A 25,040-nucleotide genomic window follows, 5' to 3' on the forward strand; every position below is an offset into this window, starting at 1 on the left:
TTGAATAACGTAATCGGTATCATTAAATTCGTTATCGGTCAGGTTTTTGTCGTCGCTTTGGATGGCAGTCAACGGTTATTAGTTGCAGGTGAGCGTATCTACAGCGGTGAAGAAGTCGTTACGGGAGATAATGGCGCTGTTTCGATAACGTTACCTGATGGACGCACATTGGATTTAGGTCGCGACAGCAACTGGAGTGGCGTTGCTGGCGTGAATAATGAAAATACTACCTCGGCGAACAATAATAGTGACGTCGAGTCCTTGCAATCCGCCATTGCTCAAGGGGAAGACCCGACGCAAATATTAGAGCCAACGGCTGCCGGGAATAGCGATATTGGCGAGGCCGGAGACGGCGGCGGCAGCCATACGCCGGTGGTGTTGGAATTGACCGGTCAAATTGTTGATCCCCTCGTTGGTTATGATACCGCGGGACTGACTGCTGGCACGGCCTCATCCTCTGAGGAAAACAATCCCGCGGGCATGGCGTTAGCTGCGTCAAATGCAGAGACAACGGATAGCACGACATCACCTTCTGTGGCCATCACCATTAATGGTGATGGTACGGTTAGTTTTTCGTTTACCAAGCCTCCGGCGGGTTTCGATGGAAATGATATTACCGTTGCTAATGGAACGCTGAGTGCATTGACTCAGGATCCGAACGATCCTACTCATTGGTCGGCGGTACTGACGCCTCGTTCTGATTTTGAGGGCGAAGTTGTCATCAGTGTTCCTGATGGCAGCTACACAGATGAGAACGGAACGCCGGGCACTGGCGCCAGTAGTTCGATAACGGTTGATACATTGGCGCCAGATGCGGCGATTAGTATTGATCCTATCACCGCCGATAACGTGGTCAATGCCGACGAGTCTAATCAGACTATCAGCGTGACCGGTCAGGTGGGCGCGGACGTCCACGCGGGCGATATAGTCGCCGTCACTGTCGGCGGGCAGTCTTATCAGACTACCGTCAATGCCGATGGCAACACCTGGAGCGTCGATGTACCGGGCAGCGTACTGGCGGGCAATACGGCAATTAGCGCCAGCGTCACCACGTCCGATGCGGCGGGAAATTCGACCACCGCGCATGCGAGCCGGACCTACGGCGTTGATACGGTGGCACCGGAAGCCAGCATCACCATCGATCCAGTGACTACGGATAACGTCATCAATCAGGCAGAGTCGACCCAGCCGCAGACGATCACTGGCCGTGTCGGCAATGATGTGCAGGTGGGCGATACGGTCACTGTAACGGTCGGCGGCCACAGCTATCAAACGACGGTCACGGCGGCCGACGGCGGCAGCATGTGGAGCGTGAGTGTGCCGGGCAGCGTGCTGGCGGGTAACTCGCAGATCCACGCCGAAGTGATCACCAGCGATGAGGCGGGTAACTCGACTACCGCCACAGCAGACCATAACTACACGGTTGATGCCGTAGTGCCGCAAGCCAGCATCACCATCGATCCAATCACTGGCGATGACATCATTAATCTCGCTGAGTCCAACCAGCCGCAGAGCGTTACCGGCCGTGTCGGCAACGATGTGCAGGCAGGTGATACGGTGACCGTGACGGTAGGCGGTCAGTCTTATCAGACCACCGTGACCACGGCCGCGGACGGCAGCCATATCTGGAGCGTCAGCGTACCGGGCTCGGTGCTGGCCGGCAATTCGCAGATCCATGCGGAAGTCACTACATCGGATACGGCGGGTAATCCGACCACTGCAACCGCGGATCATAGCTATGCAGTCGACACCGTGGCACCAGAAGCGACTATCACTATCGATACCATCACCGCAGATAACGTGGTGAACGCTGCCGAGTCCAACCAGACGATCAACGTCACCGGTCAGGTGAGTGCGGACGTCCAAGCCGGTGATACGGTCATCGTGACGGTAGGCAACGAGACCTACCAGACCACGGTTAACACCGATGGCACGACCTGGAATGTCGGCGTGCCTGGCAGCGTGTTGGCAGGCAATAGCACCGTCAATGCCACAGTCACCACGGTGGATGCGGCGGGTAATACCGCCACGGCCAATACCAGCCACGGTTATGAAGTGGATGTCACTGCGCCGGAAGCGGCGATTAGCATCGACACCATTACCGCCGATAACGTGATTAATGCCGCCGAGTCTGGTCAGACGATTTCCGTCACTGGTCAGGTGGGCGCCAACGTTCAGGCCGGTGATACGGTCACCGTCACTGTAGGCGGTGAGTCTTATCAGACCACGGTTAACGCCGATGGCGGCACCTGGAGCGTGAATGTGCCCGGCAGCGTATTGGCGGGTAATAGCAGCGTCAATGCCACAGTCACCACGGCCGATACGGCAGGAAATACGGCTACCGCCAATGCCAGCCATGGTTATGAAGTGGATGTCACCGCGCCGGAAGCTAGTATCACTATCGATCCGGTGACTTCTGATAACACCATCAATCTGGTTGAGGCGAACCAGCCGCAGACGATCTCTGGGCATGTCGGTAACGACGTCCAGGTGGGCGATACGGTAACGGTGACGGTTGGCGGTCAGTCCTATCAAACCACCGTCACCGCAGCCGATGGTGGCAACATCTGGAGCGTAAGCGTGCCGGGTGATGTTTTGGCCGGTAATACGCAGATCCATGCGGAAGTTACTACGTCGGATGCAGCCGGTAACCCGACTACTGCAACAGCGGATCATAGCTACGCGGTTGATACCGTGGCACCGGAAGCTACCATTACTATCGATCCGGTGACCGCTGATAACACCATCAACCTGTCCGAGTCGAATCAGCCGCAGAATATCACTGGTCGCGTTGGTAACGACGTTCAGGCTGGCGATACGGTAACCGTGACGGTTGGCGGTCAGTCCTATCAGACCACCGTCACAGCCGCCTCCGATGGCAGCAACATCTGGAGCGTAAGCGTGCCGGGCGAGGTGCTGGCGGGTAACACGCAGATCCATGCGGAAGTTACTACGTCGGATAGCGCCGGTAACCCGACTACGGCAACAGCGGATCATAGCTACGCGGTTGATACCGTGGCACCGGAAGCTACCATTACTATCGATCCGGTGACCGCTGATAACACCATCAATCTGGCTGAGTCGAACCAGCCGCAGACTATCACTGGCCGTGTCGGTAGCGACGTCCAGGTGGGCGACACAGTGACGGTGACGGTCGGCAGCCAGTCCTATCAGACCACTGTTACCGCCGCCGATGGTGGCAATATCTGGAGCGTGAGCGTACCGGGCGAGGTGTTGGCGGGAAATACGCAGATCCATGCGGAAGTCACCACGTCGGACGCGGCCGGTAACCCGGCCACCGCAGCCGCGGATCACAGCTACGATGTCGACAGCGTGGCGCCGGAAGCGACTATCACCATCGACACTATTACCGTCGATAACGTGATCAATGCGGCCGAGTCCAACCAGACGATTAGCGTCACCGGTCAGGTGGGCGCCAATGTTCAGGCGGGGGATACCGTTACTGTTACGGTCGGTAATGAGACCTACCAGACCACGGTGAATGCCGATGGCACGACCTGGAGCGTGAATGTGCCCGGCAGCGTATTGGCGGGTAATAGCAGCGTCAATGCCACAGTCACCACGGCCGATACGGCAGGAAATACGGCTACCGCCAATGCCAGCCATGGTTATGAAGTGGATGTCACCGCGCCGGAAGCTAGTATCACTATCGATCCGGTGACTTCTGATAACACCATCAATCTGGTTGAGTCGAACCAGCCGCAGACGCTTTCTGGGCGGGTCGGCAACGACGTTCAGGCGGGTGATACGGTTACCGTCATGGTGGGCAATGAGACCTACCAGACCACGGTTAACGCCGACGGCAGCACTTGGAGCGTCAATGTGTCGGGCAGCGTGTTGGCAGGCAATAGTACCGTTAATGCCACGGTTACTACCTCGGATGCGGCGGGTAACCCGACTACGGCAACAGCGGATCACAGCTACGATGTCGACACGGTGGCACCAGAAGCGACAATCACCATCGATACCATCACCGCCGATAACGTGGTGAACGCTGCCGAGTCCAACCAGACGATCAGCATCACCGGTCAGGTGGGCGCCAATGTTCAGGCGGGCGATACGGTCATCGTCACTGTGGGCAGTGAGACCTATCAGACGACCGTCAATGCCGATGGTACAACCTGGAGCGTCAATGTGCCCGGCAGCGTGTTGGCAGGCAACAGCACCGTCAATGCCACAGTCACCACGGTGGATGCGGCGGGTAATACCGCCACGGCCAATACCAGCCACGGTTATGACGTGGATATCGCCGCGCCGGAAGCCAGCATCACTATCGATCCGGTAACCGCTGATAACACCATCAACTTGGCTGAGTCCAACCAGCCGCAGACTATCGCTGGTCGCGTTGGTAACGACGTCCAGGTGGGCGATACGGTAACGGTGACGGTCGGTGATCAAAGCTATCACACTACCGTCACAGCTGCTGACGACGGCAACATCTGGAGTGTAAGCGTACCGGGCGAGGTGCTGGCCGGTAATACGCAGATCCATGCGGAAGTCACCACGTCGGATATCGCCGGTAACCCGACTACTGCAACAGCGGATCACAGCTATGCGGTTGATACCGAGGCACCAGAAGCCGAGATCTCTATTGATACCATTACCGCCGATAACGTAATCAATGCTGCCGAGTCCAATCAGACAATCAACGTCACTGGTCAGGTAGGCGCCAATGTTCAGGCGGGCGATACGGTCACCGTGACGGTCGGTAATGAGACCTACCAGACTACGGTGAATGCCGACGGCAGCACTTGGAGCGTCAACGTACCCGGCAATGTACTGGCGGGTAATAGCAGCGTGAATGCCACGGTCACCACGGCCGATGCGGCAGGTAATACCGCATCGGCCAATACCAGCCGTGGTTATGACGTGGATATCGCCGCACCAGAAGCGACTATCTCCATCGATACCATCACCGCCGATAACGTAATCAATGCCGCCGAGTCAGGTCAGACGATCGCCGTGACCGGTCAGGTGGGCGCCAACGTCCAGGCCGGTGATACGGTCACCGTCACGGTGGGCAGTGAGACCTACCAGACCACCGTGAATGCTGATGGCAGCACTTGGAGCGTCAATGTGCCGGGCAACTTACTGGCGGGTAATAGTTCCGTGAATGCCACGGTTACCACCGCGGATGCAGCAGGTAATACCGCTACGGCCAATACCAGCCATGGTTACGACGTGGATGTCACCGCACCGGAAGCCAGCATTACTATCGATCCGGTAACTTCCGACAACACTATCAATCTGACTGAGTCCAACCAGCCGCAGACGATCTCTGGCCGCGTCGGTAACGACGTCCAGGTGGGCGACACAGTAACGGTGACGGTCGGTGACCAGTCCTATCAAACCACCGTCACCGTAGCCGATGGTGGCAATATCTGGAGTGTAAGCGTACCGGGTGAGGTGCTGGCCGGTAATACGCAGATCCATGCGGAAGTCACTACGTCGGACGCCGCCGGTAACCCGGCCACCGCAGCCGCAGATCACAGTTATGCGGTCGATACGGTAGCGCCGGAAGCCGAGATCACCATCGATACCATCACTGCGGATAACGTGATTAATGCCGCCGAGTCCGGCCAGACGATCAACGTCACCGGCCAGGTGGGCGCCAATGTCCAGGCGGGTGATACCGTTACCGTAACCGTTGGTGGTGAGTCTTATCAGACCACGGTTAACGCCGATGGCACGACCTGGAGCGTCGGCGTGCCGGGCAACGTGCTGGCGGGTAACAGTTCAGTTAACGCTACGGTGACTACGTCCGATGCGGCAGGGAATATGACGACCGCCGAGTCCAGTCGTGGTTATACAGTTGATACCGTGGCGCCAGAAGCCAGCATCACTATCGATCCGGTGACCGCTGATAACACCATCAACCTGTCCGAGTCCAACCAGTCGCAGATGATCTCTGGCCGTGTCGGTAACGACGTTCAGGTGGGCGATACGGTAATGGTGACGGTCGGTGATCAAAGCTATCAGACCACCGTTACCGCAGCCGATGGCGGCAACATCTGGAGCGTAAGCGTGCCGGGCGATGTGCTGGCCGGTAATAGTTCCGTGAATGCTATGGTGACTACGTCTGATGCAGCTGGCAACACGACCACTGCGGATGCAAACCGTCCGTATGGTGTGGATACGGTGGCACCGGAAGCGACTATCAGCATCGACACTATTACCGCCGATAACGTGATTAATGCTGCCGAGTCCGGCCAGACGATCAACGTCACCGGTCAGGTGGGTGCCAACGTGCAGGCCGGTGATACGGTCACCGTCACGGTTGGTAATGAAACCTACCAGACCACGGTTAACACCGATGGCACGACCTGGAGTGTGGGTGTGCCTGGTAGCGTACTGGCGGGTAATACCGCAGTCAATGCTACGGTGACGACTGCGGATGCGGCAGGCAACACGGCTACCGCAAATACCAGCCACGATTATGGAGTGGATGTTACCGCACCAGAAGCAGCAATCAGCATTGATACCATCACTGCCGATAATGTGGTGAATGCAGTCGAGTCCAACCAAAACATCAGCGTCACCGGTAAAGTGGGCTCGGACGTCCAGGCTGGCGATACGGTTACCGTGACGGTGGGCAGCGAAACTTACCAAACTACGGTCAATGCTGATGGCACTACCTGGAGTGTCAACGTGCCGGGCAGCGTGCTGGCGGGTAATAGCTCGGTGAATGCTACGGTGACAACTGCTGATGCGGCGGGAAATACGACCACGGCCGAAGCGAGCCGTCCGTATGATGTCGATACGGTAGCGCCGGAAGCAGCAATTAGCATTGATACCATCACTGCGGATAACGTGATTAATGCCGCTGAGTCGCAGCAGGATGTGGCTGTGACTGGTCAGGTGGGCGCCAACGTCCAGGCCGGTGATACGGTCACGGTAACCGTTGGTGGTGAGTCTTATCAGACCACGGTTAACGCCGATGGCATGACCTGGAGCGTCAATGTGCCGGGCAGCGTGTTGGCAGGCAATAGCACCGTAAATGCCACAGTCACTACGGCGGATGCGGCGGGTAACCCGACCACTGCAACAGCGGATCATAGCTACGCGGTGGATACCGTGGCACCGGAAGCCAGCATTACTATCGATCCGGTAACCGCCGATAACACTATCAATCTGGCTGAGTCGAACCAGTCGCAGACTGTCTCTGGCCGGGTCGGTAACGACGTTCAGGTGGGCGACACGGTAACCGTGACGGTCGGTGATCAAAGCTATCAGACCACCGTCACCGCAGCAGATGGCGGCAACATCTGGAGCGTCAATGTGCCGGGTAGCGTGTTGGCAGGTAATAGCGCTGTGAATGCTACAGTGACCACAACGGATGCAGCAGGAAATACGGCCTCCGCCAATGCTAGCCACGGTTATGAAGTGGATGTCACCGCACCAGAAGCGACGATTAGCATCGATACTATTACTGCGGATAACGTGATTAATGTGGCCGAGTCTGGTCAGACGATCTCCGTCACTGGTCAGGTAGGCGCCAATGTTCAGGCGGGTGATACCGTTACCGTAACCGTTGGTGGTGAGTCTTATCAGACCACGGTTAACGCCGATGGCACGACCTGGAGCGTCGGCGTGCCGGGCAACGTGCTGGCGGGTAACAGTTCAGTTAACGCTACGGTGACTACGTCCGATGCGGCAGGGAATATGACGACCGCCGAGTCCAGTCGTGGTTATACAGTTGATACCGTGGCACCGGAAGCTACCATTACTATCGATCCGGTAACCGCTGATAACACGATCAATCTGGCTGAGTCGAACCAGCCGCAGACTATCACTGGCCGGGTCGGTAACGACGTTCAGGTGGGCGACACCGTCACGGTGACGGTCGGTGGTCAGTCCTATCAAACCACCGTTACTGCCGACGCTGATGGCGGCAATATCTGGAGCGTAAACGTACCGGGCGCGATGCTGGCGGGTAATACGCAGATCCATGCGGAAGTCACTACGTCGGATGCGGCGGGTAACCCAACCACCGCAGCCGCAGATCATAGTTATGCGGTCGACACGGTAGCGCCAGAAGCGACTATCACCATTGATACCATCACCGCCGATAACGTGATTAATGCCGCCGAGTCCGGCCAGACGATCAACGTCACCGGTCAGGTGGGCGCTAATGTGCAGGCCGGTGATACGGTCACCGTCACGGTGGGCAGGGAGACCTACCAGACCACGGTGAATGCCGACGGCAGCACCTGGAGCGTCAATGTGCCGGGTAGCGTGTTGGCAGGCAATAGCGCTGTGAATGCTACAGTGACCACAACGGATGCAGCAGGAAATACGGTCTCCGCTAATGCTAGCCACGGTTATGAAGTGGATGTCACCGCACCAGAAGCGACGATTAGCATCGATACTATTACTGCGGATAACGTGATTAATGTCGCCGAGTCTGGTCAGACTATCTCCATCACTGGTCAGGTAGGCGCCAATGTTCAGGCGGGCGATACGGTTACCGTCACTGTGGGCAGTGATACCTACCAAACCACGGTGAATGCCGACGGCCGCACCTGGAGCGTCAATGTGCCCGGCAGCGTGTTGGCGGGTAACACGTCGGTCAATGCGACGGTGACCACCGCGGATGTGGCAGGCAACACGACCACTGCCGATGCGAGCCGTCCATATGGTGTAGATACGGTAGCGCCGGAAGCGACTATCACCATCGACACTATTACTGCCGATAACGTGGTGAATGCCGCTGAGTCGCAGCAGGATGTGACTGTGACCGGCCAGGTGGGTTCCAACGTGCAGGCCGGTGATGTCGTTACCGTGACGATAGGCAATGAGATTTACCAAACTACGGTGAATGCCGATGGCAGCACCTGGAGTGTCGGCGTGCCCGGCAGCGTGCTGGCGGGCAATAGCTCAGTCAATGCTACGGTGACGACTGCCGATGCAGCAGGCAACACGACCACTGCAAATGCCAGCCACGGTTATGAAGTGGATGTTACCGCACCAGAAGCGGCAATTAGCATTGATACCATCACTGCCGATAATGTGATTAGTGCCGCTGAGTCCAATCAAAACATCAGCGTCACCGGTAAAGTGGGCTCGGACGTCCAGGCCGGCGATACGGTCACTGTGACGGTAGGCAACGAAACTTACCAAACCACGGTCAATGCCGATAGCAGCACCTGGAGCGTCAACGTGCCGGGTAGCGTGCTGGCGGGCAATAACGCGGTGAATGCCTCAGTGACAACAGCCGATGCGGCAGGCAATACAACCACCGCCGATGCTAATCGTCCGTATGGTGTGGATACGGTAGCACCGGAAGCCGAGATCTCCATCAATATCATTACCGCCGATAACGTAATCAATGCCGCCGAGTCCGGTCAGACGATCTCCGTGACCGGTCAAGTGGGCGCCAATGTTCAGGCGGGGGATACCGTTACTGTTACGGTCGGTAATGAGACCTACCAGACCACTGTCAATTCCGATGGAAGTACCTGGAGTGTCAACGTACCGGGTAGCGTGCTGGCGGGTAACACGTCGGTCAATGCTACAGTGACCACCGCGGATGCAGCAGGGAATACGGCCACCGCCGAGTCCAGTCGTGGTTATACAGTTGATACCGTGGCGCCAGAAGCCAGCATCACTATCGATCCGGTGACCGCTGATAACACCATCAACCTGTCCGAGTCCAACCAGCCGCAGGCTATCACTGGTCGCGTTGGTAACGACGTTCAGGTGGGCGATACGGTCACCGTCACTGTAGGCAACGAGACTTATCAGACCACGGTGAATGCTGATGGCACGACCTGGAGCGTCGGCGTGCCCGGCGGCGTACTGGCAGGTAATAGCACTGTAAATGCGACAGTCACCACGGCGGATGCAGCCGGGAATACGACGACCGCCGATGCCAGCCGTGGTTATACGGTGGATGTCACCGCGCCGGAAGCGACGATTAGCATCGACACTATTACCGCCGATAACGTAATCAATGCTGCCGAGTCCAATCAGACAATCAACGTCACTGGTCAGGTAGGCGCCAATGTTCAGGCGGGCGATACGGTCACCGTGACGGTCGGTAATGAGACCTACCAGACTACGGTGAATGCCGACGGCAGCACTTGGAGCGTCAACGTACCCGGCAATGTACTGGCGGGTAATAGCAGCGTGAATGCCACGGTCACCACGGCCGATGCGGCAGGTAATACCGCATCGGCCAATACCAGCCGTGGTTATGACGTGGATATCGCCGCACCAGAAGCGACTATCTCCATCGATACCATCACCGCCGATAACGTAATCAATGCCGCCGAGTCAGGTCAGACGATCGCCGTGACCGGTCAGGTGGGCGCCAACGTCCAGGCCGGTGATACGGTCACCGTCACGGTGGGCAGTGAGACCTACCAGACCACCGTGAATGCTGATGGCAGCACTTGGAGCGTCAATGTGCCGGGCAACTTACTGGCGGGTAATAGTTCCGTGAATGCCACGGTTACCACCGCGGATGCAGCAGGTAATACCGCTACGGCCAATACCAGCCATGGTTACGACGTGGATGTCACCGCACCGGAAGCCAGCATTACTATCGATCCGGTAACTTCCGACAACACTATCAATCTGACTGAGTCCAACCAGCCGCAGACGATCTCTGGCCGCGTCGGTAACGACGTCCAGGTGGGCGACACAGTAACGGTGACGGTCGGTGACCAGTCCTATCAAACCACCGTCACCGTAGCCGATGGTGGCAATATCTGGAGTGTAAGCGTACCGGGTGAGGTGCTGGCCGGTAATACGCAGATCCATGCGGAAGTCACTACGTCGGACGCCGCCGGTAACCCGGCCACCGCAGCCGCAGATCACAGTTATGCGGTCGATACGGTAGCGCCGGAAGCCGAGATCACCATCGATACCATCACTGCGGATAACGTGATTAATGCCGCCGAGTCCGGCCAGACGATCAACGTCACCGGCCAGGTGGGCGCCAATGTCCAGGCGGGTGATACCGTTACCGTAACCGTTGGTGGTGAGTCTTATCAGACCACGGTTAACGCCGATGGCACGACCTGGAGCGTCGGCGTGCCGGGCAACGTGCTGGCGGGTAACAGTTCAGTTAACGCTACGGTGACTACGTCCGATGCGGCAGGGAATATGACGACCGCCGAGTCCAGTCGTGGTTATACAGTTGATACCGTGGCGCCAGAAGCCAGCATCACTATCGATCCGGTGACCGCTGATAACACCATCAACCTGTCCGAGTCGAATCAGCCGCAGACGATCTCTGGCCGGGTTGGTAACGACGTTCAGGTGGGCGACACGGTCACCGTGACGGTCGGTGATCAAAGCTATCAGACCACCGTCACCGCAGCCGATGGCGGCAACATCTGGAGCGTAAGCGTGCCGGGCGAGGTGCTGGCCGGTAATACGCAGATCCATGCGGAAGTTACTACGTCGGATGCGGCCGGTAACCCGACCACTGCAGCCGCGGATCATAGCTACGCGGTTGATACTGTGGCACCGGAAGCGACTATCACCATCGATACCATCACCGCCGATAACGTGATTAATGCCGCCGAATCTGGTCAGACGATCAACGTTACCGGTCAGGTGGGCGCTAATGTGCAGGCGGGTGATACGGTTACGGTAACTGTTGGTGGTGAGTCTTATCAGACCACGGTTAACGCCGATGGCACGACCTGGAGCGTCGGCGTGCCTGGCAGCGTGTTGGCAGGCAATAGCACAGTAAATGCCATAGTCACCACGGCGGATGCAGCGGGGAATACGACGACCGCTAATGCCAGCCACGGTTATGAAGTGGATATCACTGCACCAGAAGCGACAATCACCATCGATACCATTACCGCGGATAACGTGATCAATGCCGCCGAGTCTGGCCAGACGATCAACGTCACCGGCCAGGTGGGCGCTAATGTTCAGGCGGGCGATACGGTCACCGTCACGGTGGGCAGTGATACCTACCAAACCACGGTGAATGCCGACGGCCGCACCTGGAGCGTCAATGTGCCGGGCAGCGTGCTGGCGGGTAACACGTCGGTCAATGCGACGGTGACCACCACGGATGCGGCAGGTAATACCGCCACCGCCGATGCCAGCCACGGTTATGAAGTGGATGTCATCGCACCGGAAGCCAGCATTACTATCGATCCAGTAACTTCCGACAACACTATCAATCTGGTTGAGTCGAACCAGCCGCAGACGATTTCTGGCCGGGTTGGTAACGACGTTCAGGTGGGCGACATGGTAACGGTGACGGTCGGTGGTCAGTCCTATCAGACCACCGTCATTGCCGACGCCGATGGGAGTACTATCTGGAGCGTAAGCGTACCGGGCGAGGTGCTGGCCGGTAATACGCAGATCCATGCGGAAGTTACTACGTCGGACGCCGCCGGTAACCCGACCACGGCAGCCGCAGATCATAGCTACGCGGTTGATACCGTGGCGCCAGAAGCCAGCATCACTATCGATCCGGTGACTTCTGATAACACCATCAATCTGGCTGAGTCGAACCAGTCGCAGACTGTCTCTGGCCGTGTCGGTAATGACGTTCAGGCTGGTGATACGGTCACCGTGACGGTAGGCAGTGAGACTTACCAGACCACGGTGAATGCTGATGGCAGTACGTGGAGCATAAGCGTACCGGGTGAAGTGCTGGCGGGTAATACGCAAATCCATGCGGAAGTTACTACGTCGGATACCGCCGGTAACCCGAGCACCGCCGCCGCAGATCACAATTATGCGGTCGACACCGTGGCGCCGGAAGCCAGCATCACTATCGATTCGGTAACCGCTGATAACACCATCAACCTGGCTGAGTCGAATCAGCCGCAGAATATCACTGGTCGCGTTGGTAACGATGTTCAGGCTGGCGATACGGTCACCGTGACGGTTGGCGGTCAGTCCTATCAAACCACCGTCACCGCAGCCGATGGCGGCAACATCTGGAGCGTAAGCGTGCCGGGTGATGTTTTGGCCGGTAATACGCAGATCCATGCGGAAGTTACTACGTCGGATGCAGCCGGTAACCCGACTACGGCAACAGCGGATCACAGCTATGCGGTTGATACCGAGGCACCAGAAGCCGAGATCTCTATTGATACCATTACCGCGGATAACGTGATCAATGCCGCCGAGTCTAACCAAACGATCTCCGTCACTGGTCAGGTAGGCGCTAATGTACAGGTCGGTGATACGGTCACCGTGACGGTAGGCAACGAGACCTACCAGACCACGGTGAATGCCGATGGCACGACCTGGAGTGTCGGCGTGCCCGGCAGCGTGTTGGCAGGCAATAGCACCGTCAATGCCTCGGTGACTACGTCTGATGCAGCGGGGAATACGACGACCGCCGATGCGAGCCGTCCATATAGTGTGGATACGGTAGCGCCAGAAGCCACCATTACTATCGATGCCATCACCGCCGATAACGTGGTGAATGCCGCCGAGTCTGGTCAGACTATTTCCGTCACTGGTCAGGTGGGCGCCAACGTCCAGGCCGGTGATACGGTCACCGTCACGGTCGGTAATGAGACCTACCAGACCACGGTTAACACCGATGGCACGACCTGGAGCGTCAATGTACCGGGTAGCGTATTGGCGGGTAATAGTTCCGTGAATGCCACGGTCACCACCTCTGATGCGGCAGGCAATACGGCTACTGCAAATGCCAGCCACGGTTATGAAGTGGATGTTACCGCACCAGAAGCGGCAATTAGCATCGATACCATCACTGCCGATAATGTGATTAATGCCGCTGAGTCCAATCAAAACATCAGCGTCACCGGTAAAGTGGGCTCGGACGTCCAGGCCGGCGATACGGTCACTGTGACGGTAGGCAACGAAACTTACCAAACCACGGTCAATGCCGATAGCAGCACCTGGAGCGTCAACGTGCCGGGTAGCGTGCTGGCGGGCAATAACGCGGTGAATGCCTCAGTGACAACAGCCGATGCGGCAGGCAATACAACCACCGCCGATGCTAATCGTCCGTATGGTGTGGATACGGTAGCACCGGAAGCCGAGATCTCCATCAATATCATTACCGCCGATAACGTGATTAATGTCGCCGAGTCTGGTCAGACTATCTCCATCACTGGTCAGGTAGGCGCCAATGTTCAGGCGGGCGATACGGTTACCGTCACTGTGGGCAGTGATACCTACCAAACCACGGTGAATGCCGACGGCCGCACCTGGAGCGTCAATGTGCCCGGCAGCGTGTTGGCGGGTAACACGTCGGTCAATGCGACGGTGACCACCGCGGATGTGGCAGGTAATACCGCCACCGCCGATGCCAGCCACGGTTATGAAGTGGATGTCATCGCACCGGAAGCCAGTATCACTATCGATCCAGTAACTTCTGATAACACCATCAACCTGGCTGAGTCGAACCAGCCGCAGTCGATTTCTGGGCGTGTTGGTAACGATGTCCAGGCTGGCGATGTGGTTACCGTAACGGTAGGCAACGAGATTTACCAAACTACGGTGAATGCCGATGGCAGCACCTGGAGTGTCGGCGTGCCCGGCAGCGTACTGGCGGGTAATACCGCGGTAAATGCCACGGTTACCACTGCCGATGCGGCAGGCAATACCGCTACGGCCAATACCAGCCACGGTTATGAAGTGGATGTTAACGCACCAGAAGCTGAAATTTCTATCGATACCATTACCGCGGATAATGTGGTGAATGCCGCCGAGTCTGGTCAGACGATCAACGTCACCGGTCAGGTGGGCGCTAATGTGCAGTCTGGTGATACGGTCACCGTCACGGTCGGTAATGAGACCTACCAGACTACGGTGAATGCCGACGGCAGCACCTGGAGCGTCAATGTGCCGGGCGGCGTACTGGCGGGTAATACGTCGGTTAGTGCCAGTGTTACTACCGCTGACGAGGCAGGCAATACCGCCACGGCCAATACCAGCCATGGTTATGACGTGGATGTTACCGGGCCAGAAGCCAGCATCACTATCGATCCGGTGACCGCTGATAACACCATCAACCTGTCCGAGTCCAACCAGCCGCAGGCTATCACTGGTCGCGTTGGTAATGACGTTCAGGTGGGTGATACGGTAACGGTGACGGTTGGCGGTCAGTCCTATCAAACCAACGTCACCGCAGCCGATGGTGGCAACATCTGGAGCGTAAGCGTGCCGGGTGATGTTTTGGCCGGTAATACGCAGATCCATGCGGAAGTTACTACGTCGGATGCCGCCGGTAACCCGGCTACTGCAACAGCGGATCATAGCTACGCGGTTGATACCGTGGCACCGGAAGCTACCATTACTATCGATCCGGTAACCGCTGATAACACCATCAATCTGGCTGAGTCCAACCAGCCGCAAACGATCTCTGGCCGCGTTGGTAACGACGTTCAGGTGGGCGACACGGTCACCGTGACGGTCGGTGATCAGTCCTATCAAACCACCGTTACTGCCGACGCTGATGGCGGCAATATCTGGAGCGTAAGCGTGCCGGGTGAGGTGCTGGCCGGTAACACGCAGATCCATGCGGAAGTCACTACGTCGGACGCCGCCGGTAACCCGACTATGGCAACAGCGGATCATAGCTACGCGGTTGATACCGTGGCACCGGAAGCGACGATTAGCATCGACACTATTACCGCCGATAACGTAATCAATGCTGCCGAGTCCAATCAGACAATCAACGTCACTGGTCAGGTAGGCGCTAATGTACAGACCGGTGATGTGGTTACGGTAACAGTCGGTGGTGAGACCTACCAGACTACGGTGAATGCCGACGGCAGCACTTGGAGCGTCAACGTGCCCGGCAGCGTACTGGCGGGTAATACTTCGGTCAATGCCACGGTCACTACGGCGGATGCAGCAGGGAATACGACCACCGCCGATGCCAGCCGTGGTTATGACGTGGATGTCACTGCGCCGGAAGCCAGCATTACTATCGATCCGGTGACTTCTGATAACACCATCAATCTGGCTGAGTCGAACCAGCCGCAGACTATCACTGGCCGGGTCGGTAACGACGTTCAGGTGGGCGACACGGTCACGGTGACGGTCGGTGGTCAGTCCTATCAAACCACCGTTACTGCCGACGCTGATGGCGGCAATATCTGGAGCGTAAACGTGCCGGGTGAGGTGCTGGCCGGTAACACGCAGATCCATGCGGAAGTCACTACGTCGGACGCCGCCGGTAACCCGACTATGGCAACAGCGGATCATAGCTACGCGGTTGATACCGTGGCACCGGAAGCGACGATTAGCATCGACACTATTACCGCCGATAACGTAATCAATGCTGCCGAGTCCAATCAGACGATCAACGTCACTGGTCAGGTAGGCGCTAATGTTCAGGCGGGCGATACGGTCACCGTGACGGTCGGTAATGAGACCTACCAGACTACGGTGAATGCCGACGGCAGCACTTGGAGCGTCAACGTACCCGGCAATGTACTGGCGGGTAATAGCAGCGTGAATGCCACGGTCACCACGGCCGATGCGGCAGGTAATACCGCATCGGCCAATACCAGCCGTGGTTATGACGTGGATATCGCCGCACCAGAAGCGACTATCTCCATCGATACCATCACCGCCGATAACGTAATCAATGCCGCCGAGTCAGGTCAGACGATCGCCGTGACCGGTCAGGTGGGCGCCAACGTCCAGGCCGGTGATACGGTCACCGTCACGGTGGGCAGTGAGACCTACCAGACGACCGTGAATGCCGACGGCAGCACTTGGAGCGTCAACGTACCCGGCAATGTACTGGCGGGCAATAGTTCCGTGAATGCCACGGTTACCACCGCGGATGCAGCAGGTAATACCGCTACGGCCAATACCAGCCATGGTTATGACGTGGATGTCACCGCACCGGAAGCCAGCATTACTATCGATCCGGTAACTTCCGACAACACTATCAATCTGACTGAGTCCAACCAGCCGCAGACGATCTCTGGCCGGGTTGGTAACGACGTTCAGGTGGGCGACACGGTAACGGTGACGGTCGGTGATCAAAGCTATCAGACCACCGTTACCGCAGCCGATGGCGGCAACATCTGGAGCGTAAGCGTACCGGGCGTGGTGCTGGCGGGTAATACACAGATCCATGCGGAAGTTACTACGTCGGATGCGGCGGGTAACCCGACCACGGCAGCCGCAGATCATAGCTATGCGGTTGATACCGTGGCGCCAGAAGCCAGCATCACTATCGATCCGGTAACTGCTGATAACACCATCAACCTGGCTGAGTCGAATCAGCCGCAGAATATCACTGGTCGCGTTGGTAACGATGTTCAGGCGGGCGATACGGTCACCGTGACGGTCGGTAATGAGACCTACCAGACTACGGTGAATGCCGATGGCAGCACCTGGAGCGTGGGTGTGCCGGGCAGCGTGCTGGCAGGCAATAGTTCCGTCAATGCTACGGTTACCACTGCGGATGCAGCAGGCAACACGACCACTGCCGATGCGAGCCGTCCATATGGTGTGGATACGGTAGCGCCGGAAGCGACTATCACCATCGACACTATTACTGCGGATAACGTGATTAATGCCGCTGAGTCGCAGCAGGATGTGGCTGTGACTGGTCAGGTGGGCGCCAACGTCCAGGCCGGTGATACGGTCACGGTAACCGTTGGTGGTGAGACTTATCACACCACGGTGAATGCTGATGGCAACACCTGGAGCGTCAATGTGCCGGGTAACGTACTGGCGGGTAATAGTTCCGTGAATGCCACGGTCACCACTGCGGATGCAGCTGGGAATACGGCCACCGCTAATGCCAGCCACGGTTATGACGTGGATGTTACTGCACCGGAAGCGGCGATCTCTATCGATCCGGTGACCGCTGATAACGTGGTGAATGCCGCCGAGTCCGGCCAGACGATCAACGTCACTGGTCAGGTGGGCGCCAACGTCCAGGCCGGTGATGTGGTCACGGTAACCGTTGGTGGTGAGACTTATCACACCACGGTGAATGCTGATGGCACGACCTGGAGCGTCAATGTGCCGGGTATCGTATTGGCGGGTAATAGTTCCGTGAATGCCACGGTCACTACCGCGGATGCAGCAGGGAATACGGCCACCGCCGAGTCCAGTCGTGGTTATACAGTTGATACCGTGGCGCCAGAAGCCAGCATTACTATCGATCCGGTAACCGCTGATAACACTATCAATCTGACTGAGTCCAACCAGCCACAGACGATCACTGGGCGGGTCGGTAACGATGTTCAGGCGGGCGATACGGTAACAGTGACGGTTGGCGGTCAGTCCTATCAAACCACTGTCACCGCAGCCGATGGTGGCAGCACCTGGAGCGTAAGCGTGCCGGGTGAGGTGCTGGCCGGTAATACGCAGATCCATGCGGAAGTTACTACGTCGGATGCCGCCGGTAACCCGACTACGGCAACAGCGGATCACAGCTATGCGGTTGATACCGAAGCACCAGAAGCCGAGATCTCTATTGATACCATTACCGCGGATAACGTGATTAATGCCGCCGAATCTGGTCAGACGATCAACGTTACCGGTCAAGTGGGCGCTAATGTGCAGGCGGGTGATGTGGTTACGGTAACCGTTGGTGGCGAGTCTTATCAGACCACGGTTAACGCCGATGGCACGACCTGGAGCGTCAATGTGCCGGGCAACGTACTGGTGGGTAATAGTACCGTCAATGCCACGGTTACCACCGCGGATGCGGCAGGTAATACCGCCACGGCTAATGCTAGCCATGGTTATGACGTGGATGTCACTGCACCGGAAGCGGCGATCTCTATCGATACCATTACCGCGGATAATGTGGTGAATGCCGCCGAGTCCGGCCAGACGATTAGCGTCACCGGTCAGGTGGGCGCCAATGTTCAGGCGGGGGATACCGTTACTGTTACGGTCGGTAATGAGACCTACCAGACCACGGTGAATGCCGATGGCACGGCCTGGAGCGTGAATGTGCCCGGCAGCGTACTAGCGGGGAATAGTACCGTCAATGCGGCGGTCACCACTGCGGATGCAGCAGGCAACACGACCACTGCCGATGCGAGTCGTCCATATGGTGTGGATACGGTAGCGCCGGAAGCGACGATTAGCATCGACACCATTACCGCCGATAACGTGATTAATGCCGCCGAGTCCAACCAGACGATCGCCGTCACCGGTCAGGTGGGCGCTAACGTTCAGGCTGGCGATACCGTTACCGTCACAGTCGGTAATGAGACCTTCCAGACCACCGTTAATGCCGATGGCAGCACCTGGAGTGTGGGTGTGCCCGGTAGCGTACTGGCAGGTAATAGCACTGTAAATGCCACAGTCACTACGGCGGATGCGGCGGGGAATACGGCGACGGCCAATGCCAGCCACGGTTATGAGGTGGATGTCACTGCGCCAGAAGCCAGCATTACTATCGACTCGGTGACCGCTGATAACACCATTAATCTGGCTGAGTCGAACCAGCCGCAGACGATCTCTGGCCGCGTCGGTAACGACGTCCAGGTGGGCGACACAGTAACGGTGACGGTCGGTGACCAGTCCTATCAAACCACCGTCACCGTAGCCGATGGTGGCAGCACCTGGAGCGTAAGCGTGCCGGGTGAGGTGCTGGCCGGTAATACGCAGATCCATGCGGAAGTTACTACGTCGGATGCCGCCGGTAACCCGACTACGGCAACAGCGGATCACAGCTATGCGGTTGATACCGAGGCACCAGAAGCCGAGATCTCTATTGATACCATTACCGCGGATAACGTGATTAATGCCGCCGAATCTGGTCAGACGATCAACGTTACCGGCCAGGTGGGCGCTAATGTGCAGGCGGGTGATGTGGTTACGATAACCGTTGGTGGCGAGTCTTATCAGACCACGGTTAACGCCGATGGCACGACCTGGAGCGTCAATGTGCCGGGCAACGTACTGGCGGGTAATAGTACCGTCAATGCCACGGTTACCACCGCGGATGCGGCAGGTAATACCGCCACGGCTAATGCTAGCCACGGTTATGAAGTAGATGTCTCCGCGCCGGAAGCGACGATTAGCATCGACACTATTACCGCCGATAACGTGATCAATGCCGCCGAGTCTAACCAAACGATCAACGTGACCGGTCAGGTAGGTGCCAACGTTCAGGCGGGTGATACCGTTACCGTAACCGTTGGTGGTGAGTCTTATCAGACCACGGTTAACGCCGATGGCACGACCTGGAGCGTAAGCGTGCCGGGCGATGTGCTGGCCGGTAATAGTTCCGTGAATGCTATGGTGACTACGTCTGATGCAGCTGGCAACACGACCACTGCGGATGCAAACCGTCCGTATGGTGTGGATACGGTGGCACCGGAAGCGACTATCAGCATCGACACTATTACCGCCGATAACGTGATTAATGCTGCCGAGTCCGGCCAGACGATCAACGTCACCGGTCAGGTGGGTGCCAACGTGCAGGCCGGTGATACGGTCACGGTGACGGTAGGTAGTGAGACCTACCAGACCACGGTTAACACCGATGGCACGACCTGGAGCGTCAATGTGCCGGGTAGCATATTGGCAGGCAATAGCGCTGTGAATGCCACAGTGACCACAACGGATGCAGCAGGCAATACGGCTACGGCCAATGCTAGCCACGGTTATGAAGTAGATGTCTCCGCGCCGGAAGCCGCGATTTCCATAGACACCATCACCGCCGATAACGTGATTAATGCTGCCGAATCCGGCCAGACGATCAACGTCACTGGTCAGGTAGGCGCTAATGTACAGGCCGGTGATGTGGTTACGGTAACAGTCGGTGGTGAGACCTACCAGACCACGGTGAATGCCGATGGCACGACCTGGAATGTCGGCGTGCCCGGCAGCGTGTTGGCAGGCAATAGCACCGTAAATGCCACAGTTACCACGGTGGATGCGGCGGGTAATACGACGACCGCCAATGCCAGCCACGGTTATGAAGTGGATATCACCGCACCAGAAGCGACTATCTCCATCGATACCATCACCGCCGATAACGTAATCAATGCCGCCGAGTCAGGTCAGACGATCGCCGTGACCGGTCAGGTGGGCGCCAACGTCCAGGCCGGTGATACGGTCACCGTCACGGTGGGCAGTGAGACCTACCAGACGACCGTGAATGCCGATGGCAGCACCTGGAATGTCGGCGTGCCCGGCAGCGTGTTGGCAGGCAATAGCACCGTAAATGCCACGGTTACCACCGCGGATGCGGCAGGTAATACCGCCACCGCCAATGCCAGCAACGGTTATGCCGTGGATGTCACTGCACCGGAAGCCAGTATCACTATCGACTCGGTGACCGCTGATAACACTATCAATCTGGCTGAGTCGAACCAGCCGCAGACGATCTCTGGCCGGGTCGGTAACGACGTCCAGGTGGGCGATACGGTAATGGTGACGGTTGGTGATCAAAGCTATCAGACCACCGTCACCGCAGCCGATGGCGGCAACATCTGGAGCGTAAGCGTACCGGGCGCGGTGCTGGCGGGTAATACACAGATCCATGCGGAAGTTACTACGTCGGATGCGGCGGGTAACCCGACCACGGCAACAGCGGATCACAGCTATGCGGTCGATACGGTGGCACCAGAAGCCGAGATTTCTATCGATACCATCACCGCCGATAACGTGATCAATGCCGCCGAGTCCAACCAGACAATCAACGTCACCGGTCAGGTGGGCGCCAACGTCCAGGCCGGTGATACGGTCACCGTCACGGTAGGCAACGAGACTTACCAAACTACGGTGAATGCCGATGGCAACACCTGGAACGTCAATGTGCCCGGCAGCGTGTTGGCGGGTAATAGCAGCGTGAATGCCACGGTGACTACGTCCGATGCAGCGGGTAATAGCTCCACAGCCGATGCCAGCCGTCCATATGGTGTTGATACCCTAGCGCCGGACGTCGATATCACCCACTTTGCGGGTGACGATGGTTATATCAGTCAGTCTGAGCTGACCAATACGCTCATCAGCGGCACCAGCAGCGAGAATAGCGTCGATTTAGTGTTTACCGATGTGAATGGCAAGTCGGTCACGTTGAACGATGTGCCGGTCGTTGATGGTACATGGCAGACACAAACCGATCTTAGCTCGCTGGCCGAAGGGAAAATTACTGTCGATGCCACGGCAACCGATGCCGCGGGTAATCAGTCGCAGGATAGCAGTAACGCGGTGATGGATATTACGCCGCCGGTTACTCATGACGATACCGTAACCGGAACGGAAGATACGCCGCTGCATATTGGCTGGAGCGATCTCGGCGTCTCCGCCGATACCGCCAGTATTGTGATGTCGACTCTGCCGTCGGCCAGTGAAGGGACGCTGTATTTTAATGATGGCGGCAACTGGAAGGCCGTAACGGTCGGGCAGGAATTTACGGCGCAGAATCTCGATTTGAGATTTGAACCGGTAGGGAATGCCGCAGGCTCGCCGCTCAGCGAATTCTCATATCAGCCCGTTGATACGGCGGGAAATACCGGCGGCAATGCTTCGTTGAATATTGATATTACCCCGGTTGCGGATACCCCTAATGTAACCCTGAGCACCACCAGCGGTGAAACCACGTTGATACCGGAGACGATAAAGGTTAACGGCGGCAGCGAGAATGGCGGATTTGATGTTCAGGACGGCAAGATCGTTAAGATTGGCGATGGCGTCCGCGTCTGGCTCTCAGAGGGGGATCCGGTTCCCGAGGTGGTCGGCAGCGGTACGGTTGCTTACTATAGTCAGGGAAATACCAGCGGCAGCAGTAGCTACACCGATGTCTATGTGGTGCATGACGGTTCCGGCTATATCCAGGACGGCACTCTGCGCAACCTGAATGCCGTCACCGGCAACAATGGCTCGGAAACCAATACCTCGCCGGACTATATCTTCCTTCAGGATGGCGATTCATCCAAGTACAGCGTCAGTACGTCGACCAACAACAATGCCGCCAGCAATGTGAATACGTTCGACGGTGTGAACGTTACTTATGGCAGCAAACAGCTAATCAGCAGCGGCAACCAGTTGGAAGGCGTGATCTACGGCGACGGTACGTCGGTTCTGGCGGATAGCAAGGGCACCACGATCGAAGTGATCCCAGCCCAGAGCGGCTATCAGCAGCACACGATCAGCGTTTCGGCTTCATTGACGGATACTGACGGCAGCGAAACACTGTCTGGCATTACCTTGTCCGGTCTGCCGGAAGGTACGCAGATTGTCTCCGGCGATACGGTGCTTTATACCGTGGGCAGCGACGGGACTTACCTGATCCCGAATACCAATAATGCGCAGTCGTTCACTTCTGAAATTAACGTGTTGGTGCCGGTATCGGCGGGTAAGTTCGACGTAATTGCGCAGGCGACGTCAACCGAGCTAGCGAACCACGATTCGTCCACCGGTTACTCTTCGGATGAGGTTGAGCAGTACGGCGCCACCGTGGGTACCACCGGCGACGATACGCTGACCGGCACGCACAGTAACGATCTGATGGTGGGCGATGTCTCTGGTTTGCAGATCATGGAAGGGCAAAATTACAATATTGCATTCCTGGTGGACTCCTCCGGCAGTTTGTCGACGGACAGCATCAATAAGACGGTGGCTTCGCTGACCAACGTGTTCAATCACCTGGTCAAGAGCGCCTCCACTGATCATGCGGGATCGGTTAACGTCTTCCTGGCGGATTTCGATACCAACGTCGGTCAGAGCGTGTCTGTAAACCTGTCGGATGCGAATGCGCTATCTAAGCTGATAGACGTTCTGAATTCGCTGGCTTCCGGCGGCGGCACGAACTATGAGGACGTGTTTAAAACGGCGGCCAACTGGTTCCAGAGCGAGACCGTGACGCATAATGGCGGCTCTAATCTGACGTACTTCATCACCGACGGCGAGCCGACCTACTATCAGACCGGCGAGACGGATAGGGTGATGGTCGGCCGAACGAGTGCGTTGAATATCGACTCGTTTGATTACCAGCCTGGGCACGCCTACTACATGAACATTTCGGGGGTTAACCGTGAAGTCATCAGCAGCAGCGGTGATGTTTACTACTACTCCGTTTTCGGTACTAAATATGTGATTGGTCAGGTTCATGCCGAAGGCGACGGAACCTATGAGATCTCTCATCTGGCGGGAACGGGCTATAACTCCAACTCGGCGACAGCGTCCAACTCCGCTGAGGGCTACGCTTTGCTGCATCAGGTGTCGAACGTGGAAGCGATCGGCGTCGGAGACTCGCTGAATGCATCGAGCCTGAAAAACTATGACAGCGATGGCGTAGTGATGGATCATATCGATCCTAGCCAACTTTCCGAGGCGATTTTGGGATCGAATCAGCCGCTGGACGGCGGCAATGATACGCTGCTGGGCGGCAGCGGCGACGACATCCTGTTCGGCGATGCGATATCATTTGACGGCATTGACGGTAATGGGCTGCAGGCGTTGCAGCAGTATGTCGGCAACCAGTTGCATTTGAGCGCGGACACCACTGCTTCCGTGGAGCAGGTGCATAACTATATCACCGAGCATAGCGCCGAGTTCGACCTGTCTTCCTCCAACGGCGGCAATGACATTCTCAATGGCGGCGCGGGCAACGATATTCTCTTTGGGCAAGGCGGTAACGATACCCTGAAAGGCGGAGCCGGCAACGATCTGCTGTATGGCGGCAGTGGGGACGACCTGCTGATCGGCGGGGCAGGCAATAACGTGTTGACCGGAGGAAGCGGGGCCGACACCTTTAAATGGCAGGCCGGCGATGTCGGGCATGATGTCATCAAAGACTTCAACGCCAGCGAAGGCGACAGGATCGACTTAAGCGATCTGGTCGGCGAGTTGGAAGAAGGCACCGACATCAGCCACTATATCCGCGTGACGGAAAACAATGGCTCGCCGACGATTGAGGTCAGCACGGAAGGTAATTTCACCGGCGACAAAGGCGGTACGGTGGCGGTATCCATTACGCTTGAGCACTACAGCGGTGCTTTACCGTCTCTTGACAGTTTAATCAGTAAACCCGAAGACACCCATAGCTGACGGGTAATCACGTAGACGGGAACCTCTGGTAATGAGGTTCCTTTCTTTTATCAAGCATGATTAATAAG

1 protein-coding gene is annotated in these 25,040 nt (G+C 57.3%); it reads left to right on the forward strand.

Features of this window, described 5'->3' with window-relative positions; all coding sequences use genetic code 11:
• Nucleotides 1-24,972, forward strand: coding sequence for an Ig-like domain-containing protein (locus ACN28R_RS02025; protein ID WP_095833421.1), 24,972 nt, complete (start codon nt 1-3; stop codon nt 24,970-24,972).
• The last annotated feature ends 68 nt before the right edge of the window (nt 24,973-25,040 follow it).

This window comes from Brenneria goodwinii (genome assembly GCF_002291445.1).
Taxonomy (GTDB): Bacteria; Pseudomonadota; Gammaproteobacteria; order Enterobacterales; family Enterobacteriaceae; genus Brenneria; species Brenneria goodwinii.